Source organism: Microbacterium sp. B35-04 (assembly GCF_010634885.1).
Taxonomy (GTDB): domain Bacteria; phylum Actinomycetota; class Actinomycetes; order Actinomycetales; family Microbacteriaceae; genus Microbacterium.
On record NZ_MWLP01000079.1, the window covers coordinates 1 to 11,872 of the forward strand.

Genomic DNA, 11,872 nt, shown 5'->3' on the forward strand with positions numbered 1-11,872 from the left:
GGGGGGGGAAGGAGCGAGACGAACCCCCCGCCCGCCGCGCTGAACGTCGGCTCGAGGCGTTTCGTCTCGGTCGTTGGCGCTCCCTCGCTCAACGACCGGTGGGCGACCGGGGGGCGGCGCACCGGTGCGCCGCGCGCGGTCACCGGTAGTCGATGTCGTCTCCCGACCACAGATCGCCGCACTCGACCTCGACCACGCCGTGGGTGACGAGATACGGTCGCGCACCCCGGTCTCCGTGCAGCGCCTCGGACAGCGCGGCGAAGTGGGAGTGGGCGATCGTCACGGGATGCCCCGGAACGCCGCCGTAGACGGCCTGAACGAGGGGCGCTCCCCGATAAAGCATCGCGATCACTCGATGAACGACTGATGCCGGCGCGTCGGGGGTGTCGACGGGCAGCACGATCACCGCGTCGAAGGGGCCGTGATCCGCTCCCGGCACCGGATCTGCGGATGCCGAGCCCTGCGCGGCACGCAGTCCCGCCCGCAGCGACGCCGAGAGTCCGGCCGCCCAGTCTGCCGCCTCGACCACACGCGCGTCGGCCGGCACGAGCGCGGCGACCTCAGCGCCGCGCGCGCCGACGACGACCAGCACCTCATCGCAGCCGCCATCCCGCAGCGTGCGGGCGGCCCGAGCGACCCAGGGCTCGCCGTCCGCGGTGCGCGCGAGACCCTTCGGCGACCCGTACCGGATCCCCGCGCCCGCCGCCAGCACGATGCCGCAGATGCGCACGAACCGGCCTCCTCCGGATGGGATGCCGCGGCGGTGCCAGGCGGCGTCTCCTGAGCGTAGTGCGAACGAAACACATCGGGCCTAGCGTGTGGGCATGCTCGAACGCGCCCGCGAACTGCTGCCGCTGCTGCGGAACGGCGACGTCGTCGCGGCGGTGACGGTCACCCGGGTGGCCAGAAGCGCGCCCCGCGGCGCCGGCGCCACCATGGCGGTGACGGCGGACGGGCGCGTGATCGGATCGATCTCGGGCGGGTGCGTCGAGGGCGACGCGATCCTGCTCGCGCACGGCGCCCGCGTCGACGGAGCGCCGCGGACCGCACGTCTCGGGTTCTCGGACGACGCCGCCCATGCCGCCGGGCTCGCCTGCGGCGGGAGCGTGGATGTCGCGGCGTACGCCGTGCGCCCCGAGCCGGCGGTCATCGACGCGCTCGAGGCCGCGGCCTCGGGCCACGGTGTCACGGTGGGCCTCGCGCTCGGCGGGCGGTCCGCGGGCACCATGCTGGACGAGGACGCACTCCGTGCTGCGTTCGTGGGGCGGTCGGAAGCCGGCGACGGGGCGCTCGACGCCGCCATCCGCCACCGCGAGACCGTCGTGCTCTCCGGCGCGCTCGACGGCCACGACGTCCTCGTGCTGTCGCACGCCCCGGCACCGCGTCTCATCGTCGTCGGCGCCGGCGAGCACGCGGCGGCGCTGTGCCGCGTGGCAGCGGCCGCCGGCTTCGCGGTGACCGTGTGCGATGTGTGGGAGACGCTGGTGACGCGCGAGCGCTTCCCTGGCGCGGTCGAGCTGATCGTCGGACTCCCGCACGAGCTCCTCGCCGGGCTCGATGCCTCCGTCGTGGACGACCGGACGGCCGTCTGCGTGCTGACGCATGACGAGCGGCTCGACGTTCCGGCCCTCGCCGCAGCCCTGGCCCTCCCGGTCGGGTTCGTCGGCGCGATGGGCGCCCGCGGCACGGTGGCGCACCGCACCGCACTGCTGCGCGAGGCCGGAGTCACGGCGGCCGACATCGCACGGGTACGGTCGCCGCTCGGCCTCGACCTCGGCGGCGCCAGTCCCGACGAGACCGCGATCTCGGTGCTCGCCGAGATCGTCGCGACACGCCACGGCGGATCCGGCGTCCCGCTGAGCGCGCGCTCCGGGCCTCTCCACCGGAGACCCGCTGCCGCTGCGCCGCACTCAGGCCAGACACCCTCAGGCGATGCGCCCTCACGCGAGGCCGCCTCGGATGCAACGAGCTCGACGGCCCTTGCGCCGCAGTCCCCTGCCGCACGCGATACCTCGGGCTGCGGCATCCGTCTCGCGGCAGGAGCCTCATGACCCGCACGCTCATCGAGAACGCGCACGTCGTCACCGTCGATGCCGTCGGCACCGAGCACGCCGGCGGGCACGTCGTCATCGAGGACTGCCGCATCGTCACGGTCGGCCCCGGCCGTGCGGACGAGCGCTGGCGCGAGGACGCCGACATCGTCGACGCGCGCGGGTGCCTGGTGACGCCGGGGCTCATCAACACCCACCACCACCTGTACCAGTGGCTGACACGCGGGTACGCGCAGGACTCGATCCTGTTCGACTGGCTCACGGCGCTGTACCCGCTGTGGGCCCGCATCGACGCGGGCCTCACGGGCGTGGGCGCCGCCGGCGGGATGGCGGTGCTCGCGCGATCGGGCTGCACCACGGTCGGCGATCACCACTACGTCTTCCCCCGCGGTTCGGGCGACATCGTGGGCGCGCTCGTCGAGTCGGCGTCGACCATCGGCGTGCGGCTGCACGCGACACGCGGGTCGATGGACCTGGGGCAGTCGCAGGGCGGGCTGCCGCCCGACTTCGCGGTCGAGACGACGGATGCCGCCCTGCAGGCGTCGCAGGAAGCGGTCGAGCGCTACCACGACCCCTCGTTCGACGCGATGGTGCGCATCGCGATCGCCCCCTGTTCGCCGTTCTCGGTGACGGCCGACCTGCTGCGGGAGGCGGCGGTGCTGGCCCGGTCGCTCGGCGTGCGGCTGCACACGCACGCCTCCGAGACGGTCGAGGAGGATGCCTACTGCGCCGAGCACTTCGGCCGGACCCCGACGCAGTACCTCGAAGAGCTCGGGTGGCTGGGCGACGACGTGTGGATGGCGCACGGCGTGCACCTCGACGCCCCCGCGATCGAGCGCTACGCCGCGACCGGCACCGGCGTCGCGCATTGCCCGTCGTCGAACGCGCGGCTGGCCGCCGGCATCGCGCCGGTGCGCGCGCTGCTCGACGCCGGCGTCCCGGTCGGGCTCGGAGTCGACGGCTCCGCCTCGAACGAGTCGGGGCAGCTCGGCATCGAGATCCGCGAATCCGTGCTGATGAACCGCCTCCGCACCGGCTCGGAGTCGATGAGCGTCCGCGACGGGCTGCGCATCGCCACGATGGGCGGCGCCCGGGTGCTGGGCCGACAGCACGAGATCGGCTCGCTGGAGCCCGGCAAGCTCGCCGACATCGCCGTGTGGCGGGTCGACCGCATCGAGCACGCCGGCATCCTCGATCCGGTGGCGGCCCTCGGCCTCGGGGCGCTGCCGCCGCTCAAGCGCCTCTATGTCGGGGGCCGCACCGTCGTCGAGGACGCGACGCTGATCACCGTGGACGAGGGGCGGCTGGCACGGGACGTGGCCGCGGCATCCGTCACTCTCGCGGAGCGTCTCTGACCGACGTTCTCCTGCCGCGCGACCCCTTCGGCGGGGCCGGAAGGAGTGCGACGGATGCTGCGCCGGGCGTCCGTCGCGCCGCAGGCCCTTCCCAATCACGCCGGTCGGGGGTATGACCGAGGGAGGAAGAGGAGGCAGCCATGGATGCATCCCGGCCGGCGGAAGGCGACGCGACAGCGGCCGCGGCATCCGCCGGAGACGTATCCGCCCCACGCGCGGCCGCGCAGGTGGAGCGCCTCGAGACGTCGGAATGCTGGACGCTGCTGCAGGAGGCGCACCTGGGCCGGCTCGCGGTGATCCACGCCGACGGGGCGCCCGACGTCTTCCCCGTGAACTTCACCACCCACGAGGGCTCGCTCTTCGTGCGGACCGCCCGCGACGCGAAGCTCCTGCACATCGCACAGCATCCGCTGGTCGCGTTCGAGGTGGACGGCGAGACGGCGGACACCCGCTGGAGCGTCGTCGTCCGCGGCAGGGCCGCGCGCGTCACGAGTGATGACGAGCTCCGCCGCAGCGGCGTGCGCGGGCTGGAGTCCTGGAACCCGACGCCCAAGTTGTTCGCGATCAAGATCACCGCGAGCGCCGTGACGGGCAGGCGCTTCCCGAAGCGCCCCGGTCGCGCCGACCGCCTGATCCCCTTCGAGGGACGCGTGCGAGCGGATGACCCACCGGAGCCACCGCATCGGTCCCGCGGCGAGCCGCCGCAGCCGATCCCGCACCAGGGTCCACGCGCCAGCACCGACGCGCGCGCGGGCGATGCCGGCGCCGAGCACGGCGACTGAGGCGTCCTCGCACCCAGCCGCCACCCGTCACCCACTAATCGCCGCGCGCCGGCAATCGAGCGAAACACCGTCGAAACCGCGCGTTGCTTGACTGGCGGACCAGCGGCCCAGCCTCGACCGGTGGGCGCCGGCAGTTGCAGCGGAAGGACGCACGCGTGGACATCACCTCGGTCACCTCGTACCGCCCGGCGCGCGCGCGGGAGGATCTGCACCTTGCCACGGGCGAGACGTTCCTCGCGGGGGGCACCTGGCTCATGAGCGAGCCGCAGCCGCGCACGACGGGCTTCGTCGACCTCACGACCATGGGCTGGCCCGCCCTCGAGCTCACCGGCGAGGGCCTCCGCATCGGAGCGACATGCACGATCGCCCAGCTCGTCGCCTGGGCCGGGGGCCGGGGCGAGCCGGGTGTGCCGGCGGGGTGGGCCGCGGCATCCGTCATCCCCGACGCGGCGAACGCGCTGCTCGCGTCGTTCAAGATCTGGAACACGGCGACGGTGGGCGGCAACGTGTGCCGCTCGTTCGCCGCCGGCGCGATGATCTCGCTCGCCGTGGCCCTCGACGCTACCGCCGAGGTGTGGACCGCCGGGGGCGGGAAGTACACGCTTCCCGTCGCCGACCTCATCACGGCCAACGGCGAGAACTCGCTGCGTCGCGGGGAGGTGCTGCGCGCCGTGGACCTGCCCGAACACGCGATGCGGTCGCGCGTGCTGCTGCGCAAGATCGCCCTCGCCGAGCACGGGCGATCGGGCGCTGTGGTGACCGGGCGCGTCGACGTCGACGGCGAATGCGTGGTCGCCGTGACCGCGGCGACAGAGCGCCCCGTCGTGTTCCGATTTCCGCAGGTGCCCGATGCGGCGATCCTCGCCGAGGTCATCGAAGGCGCTCCGGGGTATTACAGCGACTCGCTGGGAGTCGCCGACTGGCGGCGAGCGGTGAGCGTCGTGCTGGCCGAGCGGATCCGCGGCGAGCTCGCCGCCGAGGAGGCGGCGGCATGAGGCTCGAGGTCAACGGGGAGCCGCTCGAGGCCGAGCCCCGCGCCGGGCAGTGCCTGCGGACCCTGCTGCGCGAGACCGGCCATCACGAGGTGAAGAAGGGCTGCGACGCCGGGGACTGCGGCGCGTGCGGCGTGATCCTCGACGGCGTGCCGGTGCACTCGTGCATCATCCCGGCGGTGCGCGTCGAGGGCGCCTCGGTCACGACGGCGGCGGGGCTCGCACCCGGTGACGACCTGCACCCCGTGCAGGAGGCGCTCGTCGAGCACTTCGGGTTCCAGTGCGGGTTCTGCACCCCGGGCATGGCCGTGACCGCCTCCACGCTGAGCACGGACGACCTGCCCGACCTCGACCGGCGCATGAAGGGCAACCTGTGCCGGTGCACGGGATACCGCCCGATCCGCGACGCGATCCACGCGGCGGTGCTCGGCCCCGTGCGCGAGACCGGCGTCGCTTCGACATCTCCGGAAGCCGCACCTCCGGTCCCTGAGCCCGTCGAAGGGCACGTCGGGCAGTCGGTGCGGCCCGAGCCCGGCCGGCGCATCGTGCAGGGCCTCGAGCCCTTCACCTTCGACACCGACACCACCGACGCCCTCGTGCTCCGTGTCGTCGGGTCGCCGCACCCGCACGCGCGCATCGTCTCGATCGACGCGACGGCGGCGCGGGCCCTGCCCGGGGTGGTCGCCGTCTTCACGCACCAGAACGTCACGGCGCGGCGGTTCTCCACCGCGCGGCACGAGCACCGCGAGGACGATCCCGACGACACCCGCATCCTCGACGACGTCGTGCGCTTCGTCGGGCAGCGGGTGGCCGCTGTGGTCGCAGAGACGGCCGAGTCAGCCGACGAGGCCTGCCGTCTGATCGCCGTCGAGTACGACGTGCTCGAGGCCGTCTTCGACGCCGACGAGGCCCGACGCCCCGGCGCACCGGTGCTGCACCCCGGCCTGACCGCCGAGGATCGCGTGGCCGAGGCATCCCGCAACGTCCTGGCCACGCTTCATGACGGCATCGGCGGCGATGTAGACGCCGCCCTCGCGGCGAGCGCCGTCACCGTCACCGGCACCTGGCAGACGAGCCGGGTCTCGCACGCGCAGCTCGAGACGCACGGCGCTGTCGGCCGCCTCGACGAGGATGGCCGGCTCGTCATCCGCTCGAGCACACAGGTGCCGTTCCTCGTGCGCGACGAGCTGGCGCGGCTGTTCGAGCTGCCCCGTGAGCGCATCCGCGTGCATGCGGCGCGGGTGGGCGGTGGCTTCGGCGGCAAGCAGGAGATGTTCGCCGAAGACCTCGTCGCCCTCGCGGTACTGCGCACGGGGCGCCCGGTGGCCTACGAGTTCACGCGCGCCGACGAGTTCCGTCGCACCTCGGTGCGGCATCCGTTCCGGGTCGGCGTGACCCTCGGTGCCACGGCGGAGGGCGTGCTCACGGCGATCAGGCTCGAGGTGCTGAGCGACACCGGCGCCTACGGCAACCACGGCATCGGCGTGATGTTCCACGGCTGCGCCGAATCGATCAACGTCTACCGCTGCCCGGTCAAGCGCGTGGACGCCGAGGTCGTCTACACGAACAACGTGCCGTCGGGAGCGTTCCGCGGCTACGGACTCGGACAGGTGATCCTCGGCGTCGAGTCGGCGCTCGACCTGCTCGCCGAGCGCCTCGGCATGGATCCGTTCGACCTGCGGCGCCTCAACGCGGTGCGGGCGGGCGACGCGCTCCTCACCGTGCACGACGAGCACGACGAAGACCTGGTGTGGGGCAGCTACGGTCTCGACCAGTGCCTCGACCTGGCGCAGGGCGCGCTGCGGCGCGGCAACGGTGTCGCAGCCCCCGACGGCTGGCTCGTCGGCGAGGGCATGGCGCTGTCGTTCATCGCCGCGATGGCTCCGGGCGGCCACCACGCGCACACGTCGGCGACGCTCCGCACCGACGGCACGATCGCCCTGGCGGTCGGCACCGCCGAGTTCGGCAACGGCACGAGCACCGTGATGCGCCAGATCGCGGCGACCGTGCTCGAGGCGACGCCGGAGCGGATCGTGCTGCGCGGCGCCGACACCGATCTCGTCCTTCACGACACCGGTGCCTTCGCCTCGTCCGGGGTCACCGGTGCGGGCAAGGCGCTGACCGCCGCGTGCCGGCAGCTGAAGGCGCGCATGCTCGAGGCCGCACGCCGGATCACCGGGACGGATGCCGTGCGCCTGGGTCCCGGCGGGGTGCAGGCCGGCGATCGCCTCGTCTCGTACACCCAGCTCGTGCGAGCCGCCGCGGCCTCGCACCGGACGGCGGAGGGCATCGTCGGCACCGGGAGCGAACACGGCGACGAGCGGAGCCTCTCGTTCAACGTCCACGCCGTTCGCGTGGCCGTCGACCCCGAGACCGGCACCGTCAGGGTGCTGCAGTCGGTGCAGTCCGCCGACGCGGGGTTCGTGATGAACCCGGCGCAGTGCCGCGGGCAGATCGAGGGCGGTGCCGCACAGGGACTCGGCAGCGCGCTCTACGAAGAGGTGCTGATCGACGACGCGGGAGCCGTAGCGAACCCCGCCTTCAGGTTGTACCGCGTGCCGCAGTTCGCCGACGTCCCGACGACCGAGGTGCTCCTGGCCGAGACGCACGACTCGGTCGGCCCGTTCGGCGCGAAGTCGATGAGCGAGTCCCCCTACAACCCGGTCGCAGCGGCCGTGGGCAACGCGATCGCGCGCGCAGTGGGCCGGCGCCCATACCACCAGCCGTTCACGCGCGAGCGGGTGTGGCGCCTTCTGCAGGACAGTGCGACGGATGAGGCATCCGTCCCGGTCGAGGCATCCGTGCGCCGCTGAGGGGCTCCCCGCGGTGCCGATTCTGCGCCCTGAGCACCTCGTCACACCCCGGAAACACCGGGGCGCACGAGGCGAAACGTCGAGGTCATAGCGTCGCTCAGATCACATCGCATCAGAAGGGGAGCCACGCCCGATGGCACGACACAGCAACCTGAGGCGGCCCGGCCGCTTCGCGGCCGCCGCGGCCGCATTCGTCACCTCCGCTCTCGTCCTCGCAGGCTGCGCATCCGGGGGCTCAGCACCCGGCGCGAGCGGCGGCGGCGAAGAGGAGGCGTCGTACGGCGAGATCAGCGTCCAGTACTCCTGGATCAAGAACGAGGAGTTCGCGGGAGAGTTCTACGCCTACGAGAACGGCTACTACGACGAGGCCGGCTTCGACGAGGTGATCGGCATCTCCGGACCCGACACCGGCGTCGCCAAGCTCCTCTCGGGCAGCGTCCAGGTCGCCCTCAGCGACGCGGCCTCGATCGGCGCGGCGATCGCCGAGGAGGAGGCGCCGCTGAAGATCATCGGCACCACCTTCCAGAAGAACCCCTTCACGATCCTCTCGCTGGCCGACGGCGGCAACATCACCACGCCCGAGGACCTCGTCGGCAAGACCATCGGCGTCCAGGACTCGAACGCCTCGGTGTTCGCCGCCCTCCTGAACGCGAACGACATCGACCCGGCCGACGTCACCGTCGTGCCGGTGGACTTCGACCCGACCCCGCTGATGAACGGCGAGGTCGACGGCTTCATGGCGTACCTGACGAACGAGGCCCTCACGGTCGAGCTCGCCGGCTACGAGGTCACCAACCTCTCGTACGCCGAGAACGGGGTGCCGTACGTCGCCGAGGCGTTCAGCGTCACCGACCAGTTCCTCGCCGAGAACGAGGACCTGCTCAAGGCGTTCCTGATCGCCGAGATCAAGGGCTGGACCGACGTCTTCCTCGAGTCGACCGACGACACGGTCTCGCTCATCGAGACGTACTACAACGAGGCGGCGTCCGAGTCGGAGGACGGCCTGGAAGCCGTGTTCGGCGCCCTCGACCCGGTCAAGACCGCCAAGGGGCTCGAGGCCGAGAAGCTGCTGATCTCGACCGAGGAGACCGAGGCGAACGGCCTCTTCACGATCTCGGACGAACTCAAGGAGCAGACCATCGCCTCGCTCGCCGCCGCGGGCTGGGACGTCTCGGTCGAGGACCTGTTCGACACGACGATCATCGACGAGATCTACGAGGAGAACCCCGGGCTCAAGGACTACCTGCCGTAGTCCCCGAGACCGGGCGGCAATCATCATGACCGACACGCACCTGAACAGCGCCAGGGCGACGGATGCCGCGGCCGTGGCGCCGTCGGCGGGGGAGACCTCGCCGGCGGCGCCCGCCCCGGGCACCGGCATCCGCATCGACGGACTCAGCAAGACGTTCCAGACGGGTCGAGGGCAGAGCGTGACCGCCCTGCAGGACACCCACCTGCACACCGACCAGGGGTCGTTCCTGGCGCTGCTCGGGCCCTCCGGCTGCGGCAAGTCGACCATCCTCCGCATCCTCGCCGACCTCGAGACGCCCACCACCGGCGAGGTGTTCGTCGACGGCAAGACACCGGCGCAGCTGCGCCGCGACAGCGAACTGGGCATCGCCTTCCAGGACCACGCGCTGCTGCCGTGGCGCAGCGTCACGGCGAACATCCGGCTGGTCTTCGAGATCGCCGGCCGTCGGGCCGACAAGGCCTACATCGACGAGCTCATCGCCCTGGTCGGCCTCACCGGCTTCGAGAAGGCCAAGCCGGCGCAGCTGTCGGGAGGCATGCGTCAGCGCGTGTCGATCGCGCGCGCGCTCGCCCTCAAGCCCTCGGTGCTCCTGCTCGACGAGCCGTTCGGCGCCCTCGACGACATGACGCGCCAGAACCTCAATCTCGAGCTGCTGCGCATCTGGACCGAGAAGCCGGCCACGACCCTGCTCGTGACGCACGGCGTCTCGGAGGCGATCTTCCTGTCCGATCGTGTCGCGGTGATGTCGCCGCGTCCCGGCCGCATCAAGGAGATCATCGAGGTCGATCTGCCGCATCCCCGCACGCCCGACATGCAGCGCTCCCCCGAGTTCCACCTGCTCGTCGACCGCGCGTCGGAGCTGCTCTTCGGCGCGGACGGCCGCGCCGCCGCGGAGTCCTGATGCGCGGGCGCTCCCTCCCCGGCTGGCTTGCGGGGATCATCGGCGCGGCCGCCCTGATCGCCGCCTGGTGGCTGTTCTCGGTCACCGTCTTCCAGCCTCCGCCGGGCACCACCTTCACCCCGGTGCCGTCGCCGTTCGTCGTGTTCCAGACGATCTGGCAGGACGGGCTGGCCGCGTACTGGAGCGTCTTCCAGGTGACGATCACCGAGGCGCTCATCGGCTACGCCTGGGGCAACGGCATCGCGCTGCTGGTCGCGGCGACGGTGCTGCTGCTGCCGCGCATCGAGACCGTCGTCGTGCAGATCGCGGTCGTCAGCTACTGCCTGCCGGTCGTCGCGGTCGGCGGCATCGCGATCGTGGTGCTGGGCGGCGCGAAGCGCGCCGGCGATCCGAGTGCGACGGCGATCTTCCTCGCCGCCCTCGCCGTGTTCTTCACCACGGTGGTCGGCGCCCTGCTCGGCTTCCGCGCGGCGGACCGCTCGAGCCTCGATGTCGTGCGGGTGTACGGCGGGTCGCGGTTCACGCAGCTGCGCAAGGTGCGGCTCATCGCCGCGACGCCCGCGATCCTCAACGCGCTGCAGATCGCCGTGCCCTCCGCCTTCCTCGGCGCGATCCTCGGCGAGTACATGGGAGGCACCGACCGTGGTGTCGGCATCACCCTCATCCGCCTCCAGGGCGATCTCGACTCGGCGCGCGTCTGGGCGGTGTTCCTGCTCTCGGCGGTCGTCGCGCTGGTCGGGTATGCGCTCGTCGGCCTCGTCGCCCGAGCGGTGACACCCTGGGTCTCGGGGAAGGCGGTGGCCGCATGACCGCGACGATTCTCGGCACTTCGGCTCCGACCGCCTCCGCGCCGCGCTCCGCTCGCGCCACCGCCGTCTCGCGCGCCGTCGGCCGGTCGCTGCTGAACGCCCTGCTCACCTTCGTCATCGTGCTCGCCCTGTGGTGGGCGGTGGTGAACCTCACCGGCATCTCGCCCTACGTCGCCAAAGGCCCCGCCGACGTGTGGGAGTTCTTCTTCACGTCCGACGAGGCCGCCGTGAACCGCGCCGAGATGATGCCGCTGCTGGCGCAAACCCTGGCCGACGCCGCCATCGGCTTCGTGGTAGGCATGCTCGTCGCCGTCGTCCTCGCCCTGGCGTTCTCGCTGTCACGCTCGGTCGAGATGGGCGTCATGCCGCTCGCGCTGCTGCTGCGCTCGGTGCCGCTCGTCGCCATCGCACCGGTCATCATCCTCATCACCGGACGCGGGACTCCGGCATCCGTCGCCGTCATCGGCTCGATCGTCGTGCTGTTCCCCGCGCTCGCGTCGATCATGTTCGGCCTCAGCCGGGCATCGAAGGAGAGCCTCGACCTCGTGCACGTCTACGGCGGCGGTCGCGCGACGCAGCTGCGCAAGGTGAACGTTCCGGGAGCCCTGCCGTCGCTGTTCGCCGCGGCACGGGTCTCGGTGCCGGGAGCCGTGACCGGAGCCCTGCTCGCGGAGTGGCTGTCGACCGGTCAGGGCATCGGCGGCATGATCCAGAAGTTCAGCGCGTCCGCCCGCTTCGACGAGCTGTGGGCCTCGGTGGCGCTCATCACGATCGTGACGCTGCTGCTCTACAACATCGTCCAGGTCGTCGAGAACGTCGTGCTCGCCCGCATGGGCATGCCCACGTCCGGACGCTGAGCGCCCCGGGCGCCCGCGGCACCACGCGAACGCGATCCCTTCGCGAACGCGAACGCGAAC

The 11,872-nt window shown here is 72.2% G+C and carries 10 protein-coding genes; 9 read left to right on the forward strand and 1 reads right to left on the reverse strand.

Features of this window, described 5'->3' with window-relative positions; all coding sequences use genetic code 11:
• Nucleotides 1-139: 139 nt before the first annotated feature.
• A complete protein-coding gene (locus B1729_RS15920; protein ID WP_163633755.1) occupies nt 140-730 on the reverse strand; it encodes a nucleotidyltransferase family protein in 591 nt (196 codons plus the stop codon).
• A gap of 94 nt (nt 731-824) precedes the next feature.
• Between B1729_RS15920 and B1729_RS15925 the strand changes: the two genes are divergently transcribed.
• The 9 genes from B1729_RS15925 to B1729_RS15965 all read left to right on the forward strand — a co-directional run bounded on the left by B1729_RS15925 (nt 825) and on the right by B1729_RS15965 (nt 11,812).
• Nucleotides 825-2,051, forward strand: coding sequence for an XdhC/CoxI family protein (locus B1729_RS15925; RefSeq protein WP_163615961.1), 1,227 nt, complete (start codon nt 825-827; stop codon nt 2,049-2,051).
• Nucleotides 2,048-3,406, forward strand: a complete 1,359-nt coding sequence (locus B1729_RS15930; RefSeq protein WP_163633757.1) for an 8-oxoguanine deaminase — start codon at nt 2,048-2,050, stop codon at nt 3,404-3,406. The genes B1729_RS15925 and B1729_RS15930 overlap by 4 nt, the downstream gene beginning before the upstream one ends.
• A 140-nt stretch (nt 3,407-3,546) precedes the next feature.
• Nucleotides 3,547-4,188, forward strand: a complete 642-nt coding sequence (locus tag B1729_RS15935) for a pyridoxamine 5'-phosphate oxidase family protein (protein ID WP_163633759.1) — start codon at nt 3,547-3,549, stop codon at nt 4,186-4,188.
• Between the two features lie 155 nt (nt 4,189-4,343).
• Nucleotides 4,344-5,183 carry an FAD binding domain-containing protein gene (locus B1729_RS15940; RefSeq protein WP_163633761.1) on the forward strand — a complete coding sequence of 280 codons (840 nt, stop codon included), beginning with the start codon at nt 4,344-4,346 and terminating at the stop codon, nt 5,181-5,183.
• Nucleotides 5,180-7,993: a molybdopterin cofactor-binding domain-containing protein gene (locus tag B1729_RS15945; RefSeq protein ID WP_163615957.1), complete on the forward strand. Its 2,814-nt coding sequence runs from the start codon at nt 5,180-5,182 to the stop codon at nt 7,991-7,993. The genes B1729_RS15940 and B1729_RS15945 overlap by 4 nt, the downstream gene beginning before the upstream one ends.
• 133 nt (nt 7,994-8,126) lie before the next feature.
• Nucleotides 8,127-9,245: an ABC transporter substrate-binding protein gene (locus tag B1729_RS15950; protein ID WP_163633763.1), complete on the forward strand. Its 1,119-nt coding sequence runs from the start codon at nt 8,127-8,129 to the stop codon at nt 9,243-9,245.
• Between the two features lie 25 nt (nt 9,246-9,270).
• Nucleotides 9,271-10,146 carry an ABC transporter ATP-binding protein gene (locus tag B1729_RS15955; protein ID WP_163615955.1) on the forward strand — a complete coding sequence of 292 codons (876 nt, stop codon included), beginning with the start codon at nt 9,271-9,273 and terminating at the stop codon, nt 10,144-10,146.
• Nucleotides 10,146-10,955, forward strand: coding sequence for an ABC transporter permease subunit (locus B1729_RS15960; RefSeq protein WP_163615954.1), 810 nt, complete (start codon nt 10,146-10,148; stop codon nt 10,953-10,955). The genes B1729_RS15955 and B1729_RS15960 overlap by 1 nt, the downstream gene beginning before the upstream one ends.
• Nucleotides 10,952-11,812, forward strand: a complete 861-nt coding sequence (locus B1729_RS15965; protein ID WP_163633765.1) for an ABC transporter permease subunit — start codon at nt 10,952-10,954, stop codon at nt 11,810-11,812. Before B1729_RS15960 ends, B1729_RS15965 begins: the two co-directional genes overlap by 4 nt.
• Nucleotides 11,813-11,872 lie beyond the last annotated feature (60 nt).

Coding starts and splice junctions, on each gene's coding strand:
- B1729_RS15965 (WP_163633765.1), top strand. CDS start 10,952: ATGACCGCGACGATTCTCGGCACTTCGGCTCCGACCGCCTCCGCGCCG.
- B1729_RS15935 (WP_163633759.1), top strand. CDS start 3,547: ATGGATGCATCCCGGCCGGCGGAAGGCGACGCGACAGCGGCCGCGGCA.
- B1729_RS15955 (WP_163615955.1), top strand. CDS start 9,271: ATGACCGACACGCACCTGAACAGCGCCAGGGCGACGGATGCCGCGGCC.
- B1729_RS15960 (WP_163615954.1), top strand. CDS start 10,146: ATGCGCGGGCGCTCCCTCCCCGGCTGGCTTGCGGGGATCATCGGCGCG.
- B1729_RS15950 (WP_163633763.1), top strand. CDS start 8,127: ATGGCACGACACAGCAACCTGAGGCGGCCCGGCCGCTTCGCGGCCGCC.
- B1729_RS15930 (WP_163633757.1), top strand. CDS start 2,048: ATGACCCGCACGCTCATCGAGAACGCGCACGTCGTCACCGTCGATGCC.
- B1729_RS15945 (WP_163615957.1), top strand. CDS start 5,180: ATGAGGCTCGAGGTCAACGGGGAGCCGCTCGAGGCCGAGCCCCGCGCC.
- B1729_RS15925 (WP_163615961.1), top strand. CDS start 825: ATGCTCGAACGCGCCCGCGAACTGCTGCCGCTGCTGCGGAACGGCGAC.